This window comes from Agrococcus sp. GW821-FHT14H11 (assembly GCF_058803545.1).
The window spans coordinates 99,364-117,266 of the sequence record NZ_JBXAPA010000008.1; the positions used below are offsets into that span (position 1 = coordinate 99,364).

Annotated in this window: 15 protein-coding genes; 2 read left to right on the forward strand and 13 right to left on the reverse strand. The window is 74.0% G+C overall.

The features are described from left to right. Positions 1-2: 2 nt before the first annotated feature. From AC1RNL_RS10380 to pdhA, 8 genes are all read right to left on the reverse strand, one after another. Positions 3-1,283, reverse strand: coding sequence for a YibE/F family protein (locus AC1RNL_RS10380; protein ID WP_492935162.1), 1,281 nt, complete (start codon positions 1,281-1,283; stop codon positions 3-5). Positions 1,284-1,373: 90 nt separating this feature from the next. Continuing rightward, positions 1,374-2,204, reverse strand: a complete 831-nt coding sequence (locus AC1RNL_RS10385) for an HpcH/HpaI aldolase/citrate lyase family protein (protein ID WP_492935209.1) — start codon at positions 2,202-2,204, stop codon at positions 1,374-1,376. Positions 2,205-2,218: 14 nt separating this feature from the next. Next, entirely contained in the window at positions 2,219-2,770 is a 552-nt protein-coding gene (locus tag AC1RNL_RS10390) for a MaoC family dehydratase (RefSeq protein ID WP_364197598.1), read from the reverse strand. Next, positions 2,767-4,677 carry an acetyl/propionyl/methylcrotonyl-CoA carboxylase subunit alpha gene (locus AC1RNL_RS10395; protein WP_492935210.1) on the reverse strand — a complete coding sequence of 637 codons (1,911 nt, stop codon included), beginning with the start codon at positions 4,675-4,677 and terminating at the stop codon, positions 2,767-2,769. The genes AC1RNL_RS10390 and AC1RNL_RS10395 overlap by 4 nt, the downstream gene beginning before the upstream one ends. A gap of 17 nt (positions 4,678-4,694) precedes the next feature. Then, positions 4,695-6,383 (reverse strand): carboxyl transferase domain-containing protein, encoded by a 1,689-nt coding sequence (locus tag AC1RNL_RS10400; RefSeq protein ID WP_492935163.1) that lies wholly within the window; start codon positions 6,381-6,383, stop codon positions 4,695-4,697. Between the two features lie 16 nt (positions 6,384-6,399). Next, positions 6,400-7,722: a dihydrolipoamide acetyltransferase family protein gene (locus tag AC1RNL_RS10405; RefSeq protein ID WP_492935164.1), complete on the reverse strand. Its 1,323-nt coding sequence runs from the start codon at positions 7,720-7,722 to the stop codon at positions 6,400-6,402. Next, on the reverse strand, positions 7,719-8,732 hold the full coding sequence (locus AC1RNL_RS10410; RefSeq protein ID WP_400530020.1) for an alpha-ketoacid dehydrogenase subunit beta: 1,014 nt from the start codon (positions 8,730-8,732) through the stop codon (positions 7,719-7,721). The genes AC1RNL_RS10405 and AC1RNL_RS10410 overlap by 4 nt, the downstream gene beginning before the upstream one ends. Then, complete coding sequence (gene pdhA / locus AC1RNL_RS10415; RefSeq protein ID WP_492935165.1) at positions 8,729-9,847, reverse strand: pyruvate dehydrogenase (acetyl-transferring) E1 component subunit alpha; 1,119 nt, start codon at positions 9,845-9,847, stop codon at positions 8,729-8,731. The genes AC1RNL_RS10410 and pdhA overlap by 4 nt, the downstream gene beginning before the upstream one ends. Before the next feature lie 175 nt (positions 9,848-10,022). Between pdhA and AC1RNL_RS10420 the strand changes: the two genes are divergently transcribed. Both AC1RNL_RS10420 and AC1RNL_RS10425 read left to right on the forward strand, forming a co-directional pair. After that, entirely contained in the window at positions 10,023-10,496 is a 474-nt protein-coding gene (locus tag AC1RNL_RS10420) for an Lrp/AsnC family transcriptional regulator (protein ID WP_128190672.1), read from the forward strand. 56 nt (positions 10,497-10,552) lie between these two features. Beyond that, the gene (locus tag AC1RNL_RS10425) at positions 10,553-11,428 is read left to right on the forward strand and encodes a VOC family protein (RefSeq protein WP_492935166.1); all 876 of its coding nucleotides are present in this window, start codon (positions 10,553-10,555) and stop codon (positions 11,426-11,428) included. Positions 11,429-11,450: 22 nt separating this feature from the next. On the opposite strand, the gene AC1RNL_RS10430 is transcribed toward AC1RNL_RS10425, so the two are convergent. Genes AC1RNL_RS10430 through AC1RNL_RS10450 form a run of 5 tightly spaced genes read right to left on the reverse strand, consistent with a single transcriptional unit; the run spans position 11,451 to position 17,881 of the window. Further along, positions 11,451-12,221 carry an HpcH/HpaI aldolase/citrate lyase family protein gene (locus tag AC1RNL_RS10430; protein ID WP_492935167.1) on the reverse strand — a complete coding sequence of 257 codons (771 nt, stop codon included), beginning with the start codon at positions 12,219-12,221 and terminating at the stop codon, positions 11,451-11,453. Then, complete coding sequence (locus tag AC1RNL_RS10435; protein WP_492935168.1) at positions 12,218-13,405, reverse strand: CaiB/BaiF CoA transferase family protein; 1,188 nt, start codon at positions 13,403-13,405, stop codon at positions 12,218-12,220. Before AC1RNL_RS10435 ends, AC1RNL_RS10430 begins: the two co-directional genes overlap by 4 nt. Then, positions 13,402-15,369 carry an SUMF1/EgtB/PvdO family nonheme iron enzyme gene (locus tag AC1RNL_RS10440; protein ID WP_492935169.1) on the reverse strand — a complete coding sequence of 656 codons (1,968 nt, stop codon included), beginning with the start codon at positions 15,367-15,369 and terminating at the stop codon, positions 13,402-13,404. The genes AC1RNL_RS10435 and AC1RNL_RS10440 overlap by 4 nt, the downstream gene beginning before the upstream one ends. Then, entirely contained in the window at positions 15,366-16,733 is a 1,368-nt protein-coding gene (locus tag AC1RNL_RS10445) for an ADP-ribosylglycohydrolase family protein (protein WP_492935170.1), read from the reverse strand. The genes AC1RNL_RS10440 and AC1RNL_RS10445 overlap by 4 nt, the downstream gene beginning before the upstream one ends. Next, entirely contained in the window at positions 16,730-17,881 is a 1,152-nt protein-coding gene (locus tag AC1RNL_RS10450; RefSeq protein ID WP_492935171.1) for an ADP-ribosylglycohydrolase family protein, read from the reverse strand. Before AC1RNL_RS10450 ends, AC1RNL_RS10445 begins: the two co-directional genes overlap by 4 nt. Positions 17,882-17,903: the final 22 nt, after the last annotated feature.

Sequence of the window (17,903 nt, forward strand, 5' to 3'; positions counted from 1 at the left end):
CCTCACGCCCGGGCGGGGGCCTCCAGCGGCGCGGGCTCGGGGGCGGCGGATGCGCCGGGCACCACGAGCGCGGCGATGCCGGTGGTCACGGGGATCGCGAGCACGAGCCCGATGGAGCCGACGAGGGTGCGCACGACCTCCTCGACCACCTCGCCGGTGGTCAGCTGCACGTCGACCGGCGCATCCGTCATCCACATCACCATGAGCAGCGGCAGCGCCGCCCCGACGTAGGCGAACGCGATCGTGTAGACGGTCGAGGCGATGTGGTCGCGGCCGATGCGCATCGCGCGCGCGAAGAGCTCGCCGCGGCTCGCGCCCGGCGCGACCGCGCGCAGCTCCCAGACCGCCGACGCCTGCGTGATCGTGACGTCGTTCAGCACGCCCATGCCGGCGAGCACGAGCCCGCAGAGGAACACATCCGACAGGTCGGCGCTCGTCTGCGTGAAGAGGATCTGCGACTCCTCGGCGCTCGTGCCCATGATGCGCGACGACGACGTCGCGAGCCACGCGATGCCTGCCGTGAGCAGCAGGCCGATGACCGTGCCGAGCAGCGCCGTGGTCGTGCGGGTGCTGAAGCCGTGCGCGAGGTAGAGCACGATGCACATGACGACGGATGCGCTCACGAGCGCGACCGGGAGGGCGGGCTCCCCCGCGAGCAGGGCGGGCAGCGTGAACGCGCCGATCGCCGCGAACGCACCGACGAGCCCGACGATCGCCGCGACGCCGCGCCAGCGCGCGACCGCCACCACGACGCCGACGAAGGCGAGCGCGAGCAGCGCGAGCGGGATCTCGCGCGCGAAGTCGACGAAGACGTACGTCGAGCCGAAGCCCGCGGCCTCGGGGATGTCGAACACGCGCATCCGGTCGCCGTCGCCGATCTCGGCCATCGCCTCGGGCGGCACCGCCACCTGCACGGCGGTGCCGTCGTCGAGGCGCGCGGGCACGAGCGCGGTCGCCTCGTCGGGCACGCCCTCGGAGGTCGCGTGCAGCGAGCCGGCGCCCTCGCCGAAGTAGGGCATCCGGTCGGGCAGCGCGTCGGCGCTCGGCCACAGCACGAACAGGCCCACGATCGTGGCGAGCAGCATCGGCACGAGCGCCGCCCACAGCGCCACGCGCGAGCGCACGCTCACCCGCAGGTCGTCGCCGTGCTCGTGGCTGTGCGCGGTCGGGCGGGCGATGACGCCCGAGCCCAGCTCGTCGTCGCCGAAGCTCACCTCGCGCGGCCGCCACGGGTCGCGCTCCGAGTGCCGCGCCTCCAGCGCGCGGTTCCGATGACGCCCCACAGCGCTCCCCCTTCGATGCGCGGGCAGGCTACCAGCGGGCCGGGCCCCGCTCCGGGAGGGGGGCCGCGACGCTCGCCGCCTGACTCGCTCCTATCGCGCGCCGGCGTCGCCGCCGGCCGCCTCCGCCCGAGCGACGACGCTGCGGGCGTGCCGCAGGATCGGCTCGTCGACCATCCGCCCCTTGAACGAGAAGACGCCCGGCGTCGCCTCTGCGGCCGCGAGGATGCGCCGCGCCTCGTCGAGCTGCGCCTCGGTGGGCGCGAACGCGCGCCGGTACGGATCCACGTGGCTCGGGTGGATCGCGGCCTTCGCGCCGAAGCCCGACGCGGCGGCGTCGAGGGCCTCCGCGTGCGCGCCGTCGACGTCGGCGATGTCGGTGCGGATCGCGTCGATCGCGGTGACGCCGAAGGCGCCGGCCGCGACGAGCACGCGGCTGCGCGCATGCAGCGCGACGTCGCGGTAGGCGCCCGCATCGTCGCGGCTCGACGTGCCGCCGAGCGAGGCGACGAGATCCTCGGCGCCCCACATGAGGCCGACGACCGCCGCGTGCGCGGCGAGCTGCTCGACCGCGAGCACCCCCATCGCGGTCTCGACGAGCGCCACGACGCGCGCGCCCGGCACTGCCTCGACGACGCGGTCGACCTGCTGGGGCCCCTCGGCCTTCGCGAGCATCACGGTGCGGAACGGCGACGCGGCGACGGCCGCGAGGTCGTCGTCGAAGCCTGCGGCGGATGCGTCCTGCACGCGCACGATCGTGCGTGCGGGGTCGAGGTCGGCGGCCTGCACCGCCCGGCGGGCCTCGGCCTTGGACTCGGGCCCCACGGCGTCCTCGAGGTCGAGGATCACCGCATCCGCCCGCGCCGCGGCCTTGCCGAAGCGGTCGGGGCGGTCGCCGGGGCAGAACAGCAGCGCGGGGCCCATGTTGAGCGCCCCGCTCACGCCGAGGCCTCCCCCGGCGCCTCGGCCGACGCATCCGGCCGGCCCTGCATGAGCACCTTGCGCACCGCGCGGGCGACGACCTCGCCGTGCTGGTTGCGCGCCTGGTGCTCGAAGGTGGCGATGCCCTGGCCGGGCCGCGACTGCGACGCGCGCTTGTCGAGCACGCGCGTCTCGCAGTAGATGGTGTCGCCGTGGCGCACCGGCGCGGGGAACGTGACCTCGCTGAAGCCGAGGTTCGCGACGATCGTGCCGAGCGTCAGCTGCCCGACCGAGAGCCCCACCATGGTCGCGAGCGTGTGCATCGAGTTCATGAGCGGCTCGCCGAACTCGGTCGTCTCGCTCCACGCGCGGTCGAGGTGCAGCGGCTGCGGGTTCATCGTGAGCGTCGTGAACAGCACGTTGTCGGTCTCGGTCATGGTGCGGCCGGGCCGGTGCTCGTAGACGACGCCCTGCTCGAGCTCGTCGAACCAGAGGCCGCGCTGGGTGATGCGGCGCTCGGCACCTGGCGTCTCGGCACCTGGCGTCTCGGGGCCTGTGGTCTCGGTCATGCGGATGCCTCCTCGGGCGTCACGGTCGCGAGCTCCTGCCCGCGCGCGACCTGCTCCCCGACCCTGGCATGCAGGTGCACGGTGCCGGCGACCGGCGCGCGCAGCACGTGCTCCATCTTCATCGCCTCGACGCTCACGACCGCCTGCCCCTCGGCGACGCGGTCGCCGTCGGCGGCGTGGGCGGCGACGACCGTGCCGGGCATCGGGGATGCGAGGCTCGGCTCGGCGTCGGCACGCCCGCGTCGGGTGCGCGGCGGGGTCTCGACGAGCCAGTCGCCCTCCGCCGTGCGCACCCACGTGCCCTCGGCGGTGCGCATCAGCCACGGCTCGACGGGCGTCGTGAGCTCGTCGACGGTGCCGTCGGCGCGGCGCACGGTCGTGCGCTCCCCCAGCACCTGCACGCGCGCGGTGCCGTCGCCGTCGCGGAACGTCGCCCGCCGGCCGACCGCGCCGCCGATGCGCCAGCCGTCGGGCTGCCAGGCGCCGAGCCGCATCGGCAGCGCCTGCCCGAGGTCGGCGGCCGCCGCGGCGAGCGCGTCGCTCGGGATGCGCTCGGCGGCGATGCGCTCGCCCTCGCGGTCGATGAAGCCGGTGTCGAGCTCGCCCGCCCGCACGCTCGGCTCGTCGAGCAGCGCGCGCAGGAAGCCGCGGTTCGTGACGACGCCGAAGATGCTCGTCTCGGCGAGCGCCTCGCGCAGGCGCTCGAGCGCCTGCCCGCGCGTCGCGCCGTGCGCGATGACCTTCGCGATCATCGGGTCGTAGCTTGAGCCGACCTCGCCGCCCTGCTCGACCCCCGCATCCACCCGCACGTCGTCGCCGTACGGCCAGTCGATCGCGAGCACCGTACCGCCGGTCGGGAGGAAGCCGGCCGACGGATCCTCGGCGTAGATGCGCGCCTCGATCGCGTGGCCCGTGAGCGTCACGTCGTCCTGCGCGATCGCGAGCGGCTCCCCCGCGGCGATGCGCAGCTGCTGCTCGACGAGGTCGACGCCGGTCACCATCTCGGTGACGGGGTGCTCGACCTGCAGGCGCGTGTTCATCTCCATGAAGAACGGCTCGTCGGGCCGGTCGCCCGCGACGATGAACTCGACCGTGCCGGCGCCCACGTAGCCGACCGAGCGGGCCGTCTCGACGGCCGCCTGCCCGATCGCCGCGCGCTGCGCCTCGGTGAGCAGCGGGCTCGGGGCCTCCTCGATCACCTTCTGGTGCCGGCGCTGCAGCGAGCACTCGCGCTCGCCGAGGTGGATGACGGTGCCGTGCGCGTCGGCGAGCACCTGCACCTCGATGTGGCGCGGGCTGGTCACGAACCGCTCGATGAAGAGGGTGTCGTCGCCGAACGACGACGTCGCCTCGCGCCGCGCCGCGGCGAGCGACGCGGGCAGGCCGGCCGCCTCGTCGACGCGGTACATGCCCTTGCCGCCGCCACCGGCGGCGGGCTTGATGAGCACGGGGAACCCGACCCGGTCGGCGCCGGCGATGAGCGCCGCGTCGTCGAGGCCGGGCTCCGCGATGCCGGGCACGGTCGCGACGCCGCGCGACTCGACCGCGTGCCGGGCCGAGATCTTGTCGCCCATCGTCTCGATCGCCGACGCCGGCGGGCCGATGAAGACGACCCCCGCATCCGCGCACGCCTGCGCGAACGCCGCGTTCTCCGACAGGAAGCCGTAGCCGGGGTGGATCGCCTGCGCGCCGGACGCGCGCGCCGCCTCGATGATCCTCTCGATCGACAGGTAGGTGTCGCGCAGCGCCCCAGCGCCGAGCGAGACGACCTCGTCGAAGTGGGCCGGGTGCGGCGACGGGTCGTCATCGGCGCGCACCGCGACCGAGCGGATGCCGAGGTCGCGCAGGGTGCGCGCGACGCGGATGGCGATCTCGCCGCGGTTGGCGACGAGCACGGTGTCGAACATCTCGGGCATCTCGCCGATCACATCCTGAAGACGCCGAAGCGCGGCTCTGGCAGCGGCACCGCGGTCACGACGTCGAGCGCCATGCCGAGGATCCGGCGCGTGTCGGCGGGGTCGATGACGCCGTCGTCCCACAGCCTCGCCGAGGCGTAGTACGGGTTGCCCTGCCGCTCGTACTGCTCGCGCACCGGGCGCTCGAACTCGCCCTGCGCATCCGCCGACCACTCCTCGCCGCGCGCCTCGATCTGCTCGCGCTTGACGGTGGAGAGCACAGATGCGGCCTGCGGCCCGCCCATCACGCTCACGCGGGCGTTGGGCCACAGCCACAGGAACCGGGGGTCGTAGGCGCGGCCGCACATCGAGTACGTGCCGGCGCCGAAGGATCCGCCGACGACGACCGTGAGCTTGGGCACGCGGGTGGTGGCGACGGCGGTGACCATCTTGGCGCCGTGCTTGGCGATGCCGCCGCGCTCGGCCTCGGAGCCCACCATGAAGCCGGTGATGTTCTGCAGGAACACGAGCGGCACGCCCCGCTGGTCGCACAGCTCGATGAAGTGCGCGCCCTTCATCGCCGACTCGGAGAAGAGCACGCCGTTGTTGGCGATGATGCCGACGGTGTGGCCGTGCAGCTGCGCGAAGCCCGTCACGAGCGTGTCGCCGTAGCCGGCCTTGAACTCGTGGAACTCGCTGCGGTCGACGATGCGGGCGATGATCTCGCGCGCGTCGTAGGGCGTCTGCAGGTCGGGCGGGATCGCGTCGTAGAGGGTCGACGGGTCGACCGCCGGCGCCTGCTCGTCGTCGAGCGCGCCGAGCGGCGCGTAGGCGAACCAGCCGAACCTCGCCTCCTTCGCGGGCACGGCGCCCGCCTCGGCCGCGCGGTCGCCGGGCGGCAGCGCCGCCACCATGTCGCGCACGATCTCGAGCGCGTGCGCATCGTCGTCGGCGAGGTGGTCGACGACGCCCGAGACCTCGGCGTGCAGCACGCCGCCGCCGAGCGACTCCGCGTCGACGACCTCGCCCGTCGCGGCCTTCACGAGCGGCGGGCCGCCGAGGAAGATCGTGCCCTGGTCGCGCACGATCACCGTCTCGTCGCTCATCGCCGGCACGTACGCGCCGCCGGCGGTCGACGAGCCCATCACGGCCGCGAGCTGCGGGATGCCGAGCGCCGAGAGCTGCGCCTGGTTGAAGAAGATGCGGCCGAAGTGCTCGCGGTCGGGGAACACGTCGTCCTGCATCGGCAGGAACGCGCCGCCCGAGTCGACGAGCGCGATGCACGGCAGGCGGTTCTCGCGCGCGACCTGCTGCGCCCGCAGGTGCTTCTTCACCGTCAGCGGGTAGTAGGTGCCGCCCTTGACGGTCGCGTCGTTCGCGATCACCATCACGGCCCGGCCGTGCACGAGGCCGATGCCCGCGACGACGCCCGCGCTCGGCGCATCCCCCGGCTCGCCCTCCGCAGCGTCGCCGTACACGCCCCACGCCGCGAGCGGCGCGACCTCGAGGAACGGGCTCCCCGGGTCGAGCAGCGCATCGATGCGGTCGCGGGCGAGCAGCTTGCCGCGCTCGACGTGGCGCTGCCGCGACGCCTCGGGGCCGCCGAGCGCCGCGCGGGCGAGGCGCTCGCGCAGCTCGCCGACCAGCTGCTCCATCGCGGCGCGGTTGGCGCGCGCCTCGTCGGAGGACGGGTCGACGCGGGTGGTCAGGGCGTGCATGCTCCTACCGTGCCACTCAGCGGGCCAGTGCGAGCGCAGGACGCTCCAGCACCGCCGCGATGTCGGCCAGGAAGCCGGCCGCCTCGCGCCCGTCGAGCACCCGGTGGTCGAACGAGACCGTCACCGTGCACACGTCGCGCAGCACGATCTCGCCGCCGTGCTCCCACGGCATCCGCCGGATCGCGCCGAGCGCGATGATCGCCGACTCCCCGGGGTTCAGGATCGGGATGCCGCCGTCGACGCCGAAGACGCCCACGTTCGAGATGGTGATGTTCGACGAGGTGAGCTCGGCCATCGACAGCGTGCCCTCGCGGGCGCGCGTCGCGCGGTCCTTGATCTGCGCGGTGAGCTCGAGCGCATCCATGGTCTCCGCCTCGTCGATCGAGGCGACCACGAGGCCGCGGTCGGTCGAGACGGCGATGCCGAGGTTGACGTGCGCGAAGCGCTCGAGCTCGTTCGTGTCGGCGTGGAACGACGCGGTCACGTCGGGCCAGCGCTTCGCGGCGAGCAGGATCGCGCGGCTCGCGAGCGCCAGGAACGACGCGTCGCCGGCCTTGGCGAGCGCGAGCGTCTCGGTCACGTCGACCTGGTGGAACGTGGCCGCGTGCGGCACCGTGAGCGCTGACTGCGTCATCGCGGCCGCCGTGTGCTTGCGCAGCCCCGTGACCTTCTCGCGCGTCGAGGCGGGCGCCTGCGCGGGGGCGGCGGATGCGGTGCCGACCGCGTCGAGGTCGGCGCGCGTCACGAGGCCGTCGGGCCCCGTCGGACGCACCGACTGCAGGTCGATGCCCCGCTCCTTCGCGAGCTTCCGCACCGGCGGCATGGCGCGGCGCTTGGCCGTGCCGGGCGCGGCGGCCGTCGCCCGCTCGTCGCGCACGAAGGGCTCGACGTCCCACGTGCGCTTCGCGCGGGTCGGCTTGCCGCCGTGCACGGTGATGTGCCCGACGAGCACCGACACCTTCTCGGGCTGCGCCTCGGGCGCGGGCTCGGCCTCGGCCTGCACCTCGGCGACCGAGTCGTCGGGGGTCGCGACCGGACCGCCCTCGGGCGACGGCGCGGGCGTCTCGCCGGCCGGCGCATCCGGGGCCTGGGCCGGCGCGTCGCCCGCGAGCTCGAAGTCGATGAGCGGCGCGCCCACGTCGACGGTCTCGCCCTCGGCGGCGTGCAGCTTGGCGATGGTGCCCTCGTAGGGGCTCGGCAGCTCGACGACCGCCTTGGCCGTCTCGATGTCGGCGAGCACCTGGTTGAGCTCGACCGAGTCGCCCTCGGCGACGCGCCAGGCGACGACCTCGCTCTCGGTGAGGCCCTCGCCGAGGTCGGGCAGCAGGAAGGTCTTCATCGGGCGGCCTCCAGGTCGAGCTCGGAGCGCGAGCTGCGGCGGCCGAGCGTGCGGTCGACCGCGTCGAGCAGGCGGTCGAGGCTCGGCAGGTAGTCGTGCTCGACGGCCGACGGCGGGTAGGGGGTGTCGTAGCCGGTGACGCGCTCGGGCGCCGCCTCGAGGCTCGAGAAGGCGCGCTCGACGACCGAGGTGATGAGCTCGCTCGAGACGGAGACCTCGCCGGGCGACTCGTGGGCGACGACCAGGCGGCCGGTGCGGCGCACGGAGTCGACGACCGTGTCGACGTCGAGCGGCGAGATGGCGCGCAGGTCGATGACCTCGATCTCGATGCCCTCGTCGGCGGCGGCGATCGCGGCGCGGAGCGCCGTCTCGACCGTCGGGCCGTAGGTCGCGATCGTCACGTCGCGGCCGCTCGCGACCACGTTGGCCGTCTCGAGGTCGCGCGTGATCGTGCGGTCGACCTCGCCCTTCATGTAGTACTTGCCCTTGGGCTCGAAGAACAGCACCGGGTCGTCGCTCGCGATCGCGGCGCGCAGCGTCGAGTAGGCCTCCTGCGGCGTCGACGCGGTGACGACGCGCAGGCCCGCGGTGTGCGCGAAGTACGCCTCGGGCGACTCGGAGTGGTGCTCGACCGAGCCGATCGCGCCGCCGAACGGCACGCGGATCGTCAGCGGCACGTTCACGCGCCCCTTCGAGCGGTAGCGGAGCTTCGCCACCTGGGCGACGATCTGGTCGAACGCCGGGTAGATGAAGCCGTCGAACTGGATCTCGGCGACCACGCGGAAGCCGCGGTAGCCCATGCCGATGGCGGTGCCGATGATGGCCGACTCGGCGAGCGGCGTGTCGATCACGCGCTCCTCGCCGAAGCGCGCCTGCAGCCCGTCGGTGACGCGGAAGACGCCGCCGAGCTTGCCGATGTCCTCGCCCATCAGCAGCACCCGGTCGTCGCCCTCGAGCGAGTCGGCGAGCGCCGCGTTGACGGCCTTCGCGAGCGTGAGCGTCTCGGTCATCGCTTCCCCTCGATGCTGGCGGCGAACGCGAGGTGCTCGGCGCGCTGGCGCTCGAGCCGCTTCGTCGGCTCTGCGTAGACGTGGTCGAAGATCTCCTCGGCGAGCGGCGGCTCGGCGTGCTCGGCGGCCGCGCGGAACTCCTTCGCGAGCTCGTCGGCGCGGATCTTCGCCTCGGCGCGCACGGCCTCCATGTTGGCGCCCATGCGCTCGAGCGCGCGCTCGACGCGGTCGATCGGATCCTTCGCGACCCACTCCTCCACCTCCGCCTCGTCGCGGTAGCGCTTCGGGTCGTCGGTCGTGGTGTGCGGGCCGCGACGGTACGTGACGGCCTCGATGAAGGTGGGGCCGCCGCCGGTGCGGGCGCGATCGAAGGCGATGCGGGCGGCGGCGTGCATGGCGAGCACGTCGTTGCCGTCGACCCGCATCGACGGGATGCCGAAGCCGGTGGGGCGCAGCGCGAGCGGCGTGCCCGACTGCACGCGCACGGGCTCCGAGATCGCGTACTGGTTGTTCTGGCAGAGGAAGACGACGGGCGCCTGGTAGGCGGCGGCCCACACCATCGCCTCGTTCACGTCGCCCTCGCTCGTCGCGCCGTCGCCGAAGCACGTGAGCGCCACGTCGTCGGAGCGGTCGATCTTGGAGGCCATCGCGAAGCCGGTGGCGTGCAGCGACTGCGCGCCGATGATGATCTGCGAGGGCGCCATGCGCACCTCGTGCGGGTCCCAGCCGCCGTGCGCGTAGGCCTTCCAGATGCGGGCGAACTCGCCCATGTCGACGCCGCGCAGCAGCGCGAAGCCGTGCTCGCGGTAGGAGCCGAAGACCCAGTCGTCGGCGCCGAGCGCGCGGGCGGGGCCGACCTGCGCGGCCTCCTGGCCGAGCAGCGGCGGCCACAGCACGAGGTGGCCCTGGCGCGTGAGGGCGAAGGCCTCGGTGTCGAGCCGGCGCACGCGCACCATGTCGACGTAGAGGTTGGTGAGCGCCGACTCGTCGATGTCGGTGAGGTGCCCGTCGAGCACCTCGTTCGGCAGCCGGGTGCCGTCGAGGTCGAGCACGCGGAGCGGGCAGTCGAGGCCGACCGCGAGCGCGGGGTCGGGGGCTGGCACGGTGATCGACACGATCGAACCTCCTTGTTCGAAGCGCCTCGTGGGCGCCGGTCGGACCCGGCAGGCGGGTGCGCCCGCGGATCGTTGCTCGACGCTATCGCCGGTTCGCACTTCGCGCAATCTGCGACACGCGCGCTGCGCAGTCCGCGCATTCCCATGCGCGCATCCCTGCGCTAGATTGCGCAGCATGCGCATCGTCGATGACACCGACCGGAGGATCCTGCTCGAGCTCACGAGGCATCCGCGGATCACCAACGCCGCGATCGCCGAGCAGCTCGGCCTCGCCCGCAACACGGTGCAGAACCGCGTCGCCGCGCTCGAGGCGTCGGATGCGCTGCAGGGCTTCGACCGCCGGTTCCACGCGGCCGCGCTCGGCTACCCGCTCACGGTCTTCATGGCGACGCACGTCGACCAGCCGCGCATCGACCAGGTGGTCGAGCAGCTGCGGCAGATCCCCGAGGTCGTGCAGGCCTTCGGGCTCTCGGGCCAGGCCGACGTGCTCGTGCGTGCCGTCTGCCGCGACGCCGAGGACCTCTACCGCGTGAACAAGCTCGTGCTCGCGTGCGACGGCGTCGAGCGCACCGAGACGTGGCTGTCGATGGGCGAGCTCATCCCCTTCCGCCTCGCGCCGGTGCTCGAGCGGGACCTCGACCGCGGGTAAGGGCCGTCGGCCGGAATGCCCGCGGGGCGCAGGCGTTGGATCGGGTGGAGGTGCACATGACCACGATCGACCTGCTGCCCGACGCCACCGACATGGGGCCCGTCATGCTCAAGACCGCGACGCTGTCGCGGCTCGTGCACTGGTACACCGCCGGCGTCGGCCTCGAGGTCGTCGCCGAGCGCCCGGGCGCCGTCGAGCTGGGCGTCGACGGCCGCACCCTGCTCGTGCTCGAGGAGGCGCCGGACCTCCGCGGACCGAACCCCGCCGACGCGGGGCTGTTCCACACCGCGATCCTCTACCCGACGCACGCGGCGCTCGCCGCCGCCGTCGTGCGCATGACGCAGATCCCGGGCATCCAGTTCGCCGGCACCGGCGACCACCACGTCTCCGAGGCGTTCTACTTCGCCGACCCCGACGGCAACGGCGTCGAGCTCTACGTCGACCGGCCGCGCGAGTCGTGGCAGTGGGCCGACGGCCGCGTCTTCATGACCACCGAGTTCATCGACCCGAACCGCTTCGTGCAGCAGCACCTCGACCGCGGCACCTTCGGCCAGGCGTCGGTCGCGCCAGTGGAGGCGAAGATCGGCCACGTGCACCTGCAGGTCGGCGACGTCGCCACCGCCCGCGCCTTCTACGTCGACGCGCTCGGCTTCGCCGAGACGGCGTCGCTCGGCAGCACCGCGCTCTTCGTGAGCGCCGGCGGCTACCACCACCACATGGCCATGAACGTCTGGAACTCGCGCGGCGCGGGCCGCCGTGCCGACACGCTCGGCCTCGGCCGCGTCGAGATCCAGGTGCCGGACGCGGATGCGCTCGGCGCGGCCCGCGAGCGGCTCACGGCGCGCGGCGTGGCCGTCGCCGACGACGGCCGCGCGCTGCGCTTCGACGACCCGTGGGCGAACGTCATCACGCTGGTGCCGGCCGCCGCCTGACGGGCCGGCGCTCGCGCGCCGGTCAGCGACGGGCGAGGATGCGCTCCGCTCGACGACGCATCGCCTCGTCGACCATCTGCCCATCGGCGAGCGTGGTCACCCCCGCAGCGCTGTCGAGCGCGGCGAGCACCTCCTCCGCCCACGCGACCTCCCCGGCCGACGGCGCGAACGCTCGTCTGATCGGCGCGATCTGCGCGGGGTGCACGGCGGTGCGGCCGCCGAACCCCAGCGCCGCCCCTACCCTCGAGTCCGCTTCCAGCCCCTCGAGGTCGGCGATCGCCGGGTAGACAGACATCAGCGGCGCCGGCAGCCCCGCGGCCCTGACCGCGAGCACGAGGCGGATCCGGAGATGCTCGAGCATCGCGGGGCTGCTCGCACCCAGGTCGCTGCGCAGGTCGGACTCGCCGAGCGCGACCGACACGACGGCGGGGTGCGCAGCGATCTCCTCCAGCCGTCCGATGCCCATCGCGTCCTCCACGATCGCGTGCAGCCTCCGCGCGGCGCCGAGGCGCTCCGCGACGGCGTCGAGGTCCTCGGGTCCGCGCACCTTCGGAACCCGCAGCTCCACATCGTGCGCGGCGAGCGACTCGAGATCCTCCAGCCCGCCGATGCGCACCTGGAGCCCGGCAGCGCCCCGCTCCTCGAGGAACGCCACCACCGCGTGCCGCGCGATCGCCTTCCTGTCGTGCGCCACGGCATCCTCGAGGTCGAGGATCACGATGTCGGCTCCGGAGGCGACGGCCTTCGCGAAGCGGTCGGGGCGATCGCCCGGCACGTACAGCGCGACGGTCACACGATCCCCCGCTCCCGGAGCGCCTGCGCCTGCTCGGGCGTGATGCCCAGCTCGGCGAGCACCGCGTCCGTGTCCTCCCCGTGGCGCCGCCCCGTGTGGCGCACCCCGCCGGGCGTCGCCGAGAGGCGGAAGAGCACGTTCTGCATCCGGATCTCGCCCAGCTCCGGGTCGTCGATCGGCAGGATCGTGCCGAGCGCCTCGTACTGCGGGTTGGCCATCACACCGGAGATGTCGTCAACCACCCCCAGTGCGGCCTCCACGCGGGCGAACTCCTCGACGACCACGGCGAGGTCGCGGGCGGCGATCCAGCCGCCGACCGCCGCATCGAGCTCGTCGACGTGCTCGACGCGGGTGCGACCCGAGGCGAACCAAGGCTCGTCGACGACATCCGGGCGTCCGACCAGCGTCATCACGCGCTCGGCAACCGACTGCGACGACGTCGACACGGCCACCCAGCGGCCGTCCGCAGTGCGGTAGACGTTGCGCGGCGCGTTATTCACGGAGCGGTTGCCGACGCGGGGCTGCACGAGGCCGAGCTGGTCGTAGGCGGTGATCTGCCCGCCGAGCAGCATCAGGATCGGCTCGATGATCGCCATGTCGACCACCTGCCCCTCCCCCGTGCGCTCCGCGTGGCGCAGGGCGATCGCGCACGCGTAGGCGGTCGCGAGCGCGGTGATGCCGTCCGCGAGCCCGAACGGCGGCAGGATGGGCGGCCCGTCCGGTTCGCCGGTGATCGCGGCGAACCCGCTCATCGCCTCCGCGATCGAGCCGAAGCCGGGCTGGCGCGCCATCGGGCCGGTCTGGCCGAACGCCGTCACCCGCGCGATGACGAGTGCGGGGTTCGCGGCGAGCAGCCGCTCCGGAGCCAGGCCCCACCGCTCGAGCGTGCCGGGGCGGAAGTTCTCGATCAGCACGTCGGCACCGCGCGCCAGCTCGAGCAGCAGCGCCGCTCCCTCCGGCTGCGACAGGTCGAGCGTCGCCGTGCGCTTGCCCCTGCCGAGCGTCTTCCACCAGAGGTTGACGCCCTCCTTGGCCGGCCCGTGCCCGCGAGACGCGTCGGGCCGCCTGGGATGCTCGACCTTGATCACGTCGGCCCCGAAGTCACCGAGGAACGTCGCCGCGAGCGGACCTGCGAACAGCGTCGACACGTCGAGCACGCGGACGCCATCGAGCGGCCCCGTCACCGTGCGACCTCGTCGTCCCATGCGAGGCGGAAGCCGATCGCCGTGCTCCGATCGATGCCGGTGCGGAGCCACGCGAGCGAGCGCTCAGGCGGCTGGGCTCCTCCGTCGGCGTACCAGTCGGAGCCGGTCATCGCCCGCTCGCTGCCGCCCTTGAGGATCACCCGCCGGGTGATGCCGTCGGTCATCTCGCTCTCCGTCCAGTTCCACACGCGCGGCACGCGCCGCTCGAGCCGGTCGCCGGCCACCTGCCACTCGTGATCGGTCGGCAGCCGAGCGCCCAGCGCGGCCGCGAACGCGCGGGCCTCGTCGAGATCCACGCCGGTCACCGGCGCCTCCGGCTCTCCGTCGCGCGGCTCGACCCCCGCGGCAGAGCAGCTCGCGTTCCACTCCGCGACGCTCACCTCGCGGCGCGCGACAGCCACCGCTCCCAGCGCGACGCGCACCTCGACGCGGCGATCGTCGTGGAGGCGGGGCGGCAGCGGCTTCCATTCCTCCACGTAGGGCGCGTCGCCGTACAGCCCCGTCTCGCGGCGTCGCCACAGCACCTCGAGCCGCCGCTCCCCCGCAGGCAGCGCCACGGCGTCGGTCGGCGCCGCCGCCGTCGTCGCGGGCACGCGGATGCGGACGCTCTCGCGAGCGGGGAACGTCGCGTCGGTCTCCGGCGCGTCCGCTGCTGCTGCGGCGAGCATCTCCGGCAGCCAGTCCGGCTCGGCCCCGCGAACGGCCAGGACGCCTGCCACGCCTCGCGCGGGGATGGTCACTTCGCCGTCGGTCGACGCGCCGCCGGTCAGATCCCACAGCCGCCCCTCGAGCGGGGCCAGGAAGCGACCGGTGACGGGCTCGTCCCCACGATGCACGAGGGTGACGAGCGTGACGTCGTCGAGCGTCCAGGTGGAGCCGTACACGCCGAGCGCCGCCGCGTCCGATGTGGCGCCTGCGAGCGGCGCCCACGTCCCGCGCTCGAGCAGCTCGTGGCAGGCGCGCTGCATGCGCGAGATCGAGCGCAGCATCGAGCGGTCGCGCGCGTTCCAGCCCACCCAGACGCCGAAGACCGCATCCCACACCAGGATGCCCGTGCCGTTCATCCACGCCGTCTGCAGCTCGTCCACGTGGGAGCGGTTCCACCGTCGGACGCCATGCAGCATGTGGCGCCGCTCCACGAGTCGCGCCCGCTGCACACCGGGCGCGTCGGAGTCGGCGAACCACTGGGACCAGGACAGGACGTGGTCGCGCAGCCGCTCGTTTGGAACCCGGGACTCGCCCTCCAGCGCCAGGGGCCGCTCGCCCCCGACTGCGTCGAGGAAGGCCGGGTCGGCCTGCTTCAGCGTGTCCAGGAACACGCCGTCGGCGGCGAGCGCGTCGGCGACAGCACGCAGCGCCTCGCCGTCCGCGACCACGCGACCGCGCGCATCCGTCTCGCGGCGCGTGCCCGTGTCCCACGGGTTGTAGTCGAGGAAGACGCGCACCCCGGCGGCTCGGAGGTCGGACACCAGGTCAGCAAGCCCCGGCACGTCGCGGTACCAGTCGAACTGATTGCGCTCGTCGATGCCGATGCACGGGTACGCGTGCCAGAGCACCAGCCCGTCGAGTCCACCGATGTCGGCGTAGGCCGAGAGCAGGCGCGAGGGCGTGAAGCGACGCTCCTGCCAGTCCCAGAGCCGCTCGTCCCAGAGCCAGATCTGCGCCGCGACTCGGCAGCGCGAGGCCCAGGGCACGGCGGCGTAGGCCCCGTCATCGTGCTGGAGCCTCGCTCGCGCTTCCGCTGCGAGCGCGTCGATCTCAGCGCGCCACTCGTCCCAGCGCGCCGGGTCGTCGGGCGCGGCGAGGATCTTGGCGACATCGAAGTCGGCGTCGGTCAGTCGCGCGCCGTCGCGCGGCAGCGGCACGTGCGTCGGCAGGTCGATGGGCCGGGGCACCAGCGGGTCGAGCGCGTTGGTGGCGGCTTCGTCCGGGTCGCTCGTCATGCTGCCTCCTCCGTCAGCGCGAGCGTGCGCGCGGCGAGCTCGTCGAACGCGATGCCGTCGAAGCCGGCGAGCGTGGTGCGGTAGACGCCGCGGATCGGGGCGGCGAGCTCTTGGGGGACGCCGCCGGCAGCGCCGAGCAGGCTGCCGACGCTGGCACCGACCGAGTCGGTGTCCCAGCCGCCCGCGACCGCAAGGCCGACGCCGCGCGCGAAGTCGTCGTGGCCGCGCAGAGCGGCGAATGCGAGCAGCGCCGCGTTGTTCAGCACGTGCACCCAGTGCAGGTGGCCGTAGGCGCGGTGCAGCTCGTCGAGCGCTGCCTCGTCGTCGAGGTCCGACGCCGCGATGTCACGGCCGAACCGAACGGCATCGGCGAGGCGCGACTGCTCGGGGACGCACTGGAGGCCGGCTGCGACGGCATCGCCGATCGTCGCACCGGCGACGGCAGCGGCGGCGGCCCCAGCCATGAGTGCCGCGCCGTGCACCCCGGCCCTGCGGTGCGTGAGACGCGCGTCGGCGACGGCGAGCCGTGCTGCCGTGCCGAGGTCTCCCGGGTGCGCCCAGCCGTAGGCATCGGCGCGGATCATCGCCCCGATCCAGTCGACGAAGGGGTTGCCCCGCTCCGCGGCGACGGCGGGCTCGTCCCCGGCCAGGAGGTTCCGGTACGCGATCCGCTCGGCGGTGAAGACGCGGCCCGCGGGCAGCTGCTCCAGCCAGAGCTGCGCGACTCCCTCGGTCGTCACGGCGGCTCCTGCCGCACGAGCGCGCTGCTGCGCGACGAGGGCGAGCACCGCGAAGTTCAGGTCGTCGTCCTCCGGCATGCCATCGATGACGCCGTCGAGGCTCGTGGGACGGGATCGCCGGTTCCAGGGCCAGCGCTCGGCGACATCGCTGTCGAGCCCCTGCTCGGTGAAATAGCCGCGGAGCGGCCAGCGGCCGGTGGACTGCGCGATCGCTCGGATGCCCTCGCGCGGGATCTTCTCCACCGGCTTGCCGATGAGGCAGCCGACCGCGCGGCCGAGCCACGCGCCGCGCAGTCGCTCGCTCAGCCCCGCGCGGACCGCGATCGGTGCGGGATGGAGCCCCATCGCCTCCCAGCGGTCGGGCTCGCGCTCGCGCAGCGCGCTCGGCCGAGGCATCGCCGTGGCCGCATCGGTGATGCGCGCCGCGACCTCGCGGAGCTCTCGGCTCGCCGGCACGGGCGTCGCGCCGTTGACGGGCGCGTCGAGGCTCCCGCCTGCGGCGGTCAGCTCGGCCTCCAGCGCTGAGACGTCGAGCCCGTCCAGTCGGGCGGCCGCGAGCGCGTGCGCCGCGAGGTCCTCTGGCTGCGTCCAGCTCAGTCGCAGCAGCGCTGGTGCGGCACTCACGCGGAGAGCCCGAGGGCAGCGGCGGCCCCCGCCCGCGCGCGGTGTCGCGCCTCGTCCGCCTGCCACACCTCGGCGGCGACGGCCGCCATGGTCGCGCCGGGAGCCCGCAGGTCGAGCCTCGAGGCCTCCCCCACCGCGTCGATCCACTCCGCGGGCACGGCCGCGAGGCCACCGAGCGCGCCGGCGATGGAGCCAGCCATCACGGCGATCGAATCGGAGTCCCGACCGTAGTTCACGGCGCCGAGGACCGCCTCGCGGTAGTCCCCGCGGCATGCCGCCAGCAGCCCGAACGCGATCGGCAGCTCCTCGATCGCCTTGGTCCGACTGGGGAGCCGTGCGTCCATCGCGGGCTGCCGGTAGGTGTCGCCGACGGTGTCGAACGGTCGCACCGCCTCGCGCAGCTGGGCGAGGCCTCCGTCGCGCCAGCCGTCGAGGCCGCGGCCGGCGTCGACCACCGCCTCGAGCGCCGCGCGCGTGCCGTCACGGGCGAGGCCGACCGCCTCGTCCAGCACGCCGTCGACGCTCGCCCCCGGAGCCGCCGCTGCGGCCACGGCGGCGGCGAACACCCCGGCCGCCTCGCGCCCGTAGCTGGACTGGTGCGCGCCCGCGATGTCGATCGCCTCCGCGTAGGCCCCCCGGGCATCGCCCGCGTTGACCAGGCCGACGGGCGCCACGTACATGGTGGCCCCGCAGTTCACGACGTTGCCGACCCCGGCCTCCCGCGGGTCCACGTGGCCGTAGTGCAAGCGTGCGACCAGCCACTTCTCGGCGAGGAACACCCGCTGCAGGGGCAGCGCCTCCGCCTCGAGCTCGGGGATCCACTGCACGTCGCCGATCATGCGCGGCACGAGGTGGTCGGCGATGTCGTGCGCCGTGAGGTGGCGTCGCACGTGCGCATACACGTCGACGAGCAGGTTGGTCATCAGGGTGTCGTCGGTGACGTGGCCGTCGCCCTTGTGGTAGGGCGCGATGGGCCGCGCCGTGCGCCAGTCGTCGAGGAAGGGGGGCACGATGCCCTCGATCGTCCCGCCGTAGCGCTGCTGGATGGCCTCGGGGGTGTTGCCCTCGGCTGCGCCGCCGAGCGCGTCGGCGACGGCAGCGCCTGCGAGTGCGGCAGTCGCGACATCGGCGAAGGCTGCGTCGGTCATGGGATCTCCGATCAGGTCGTGC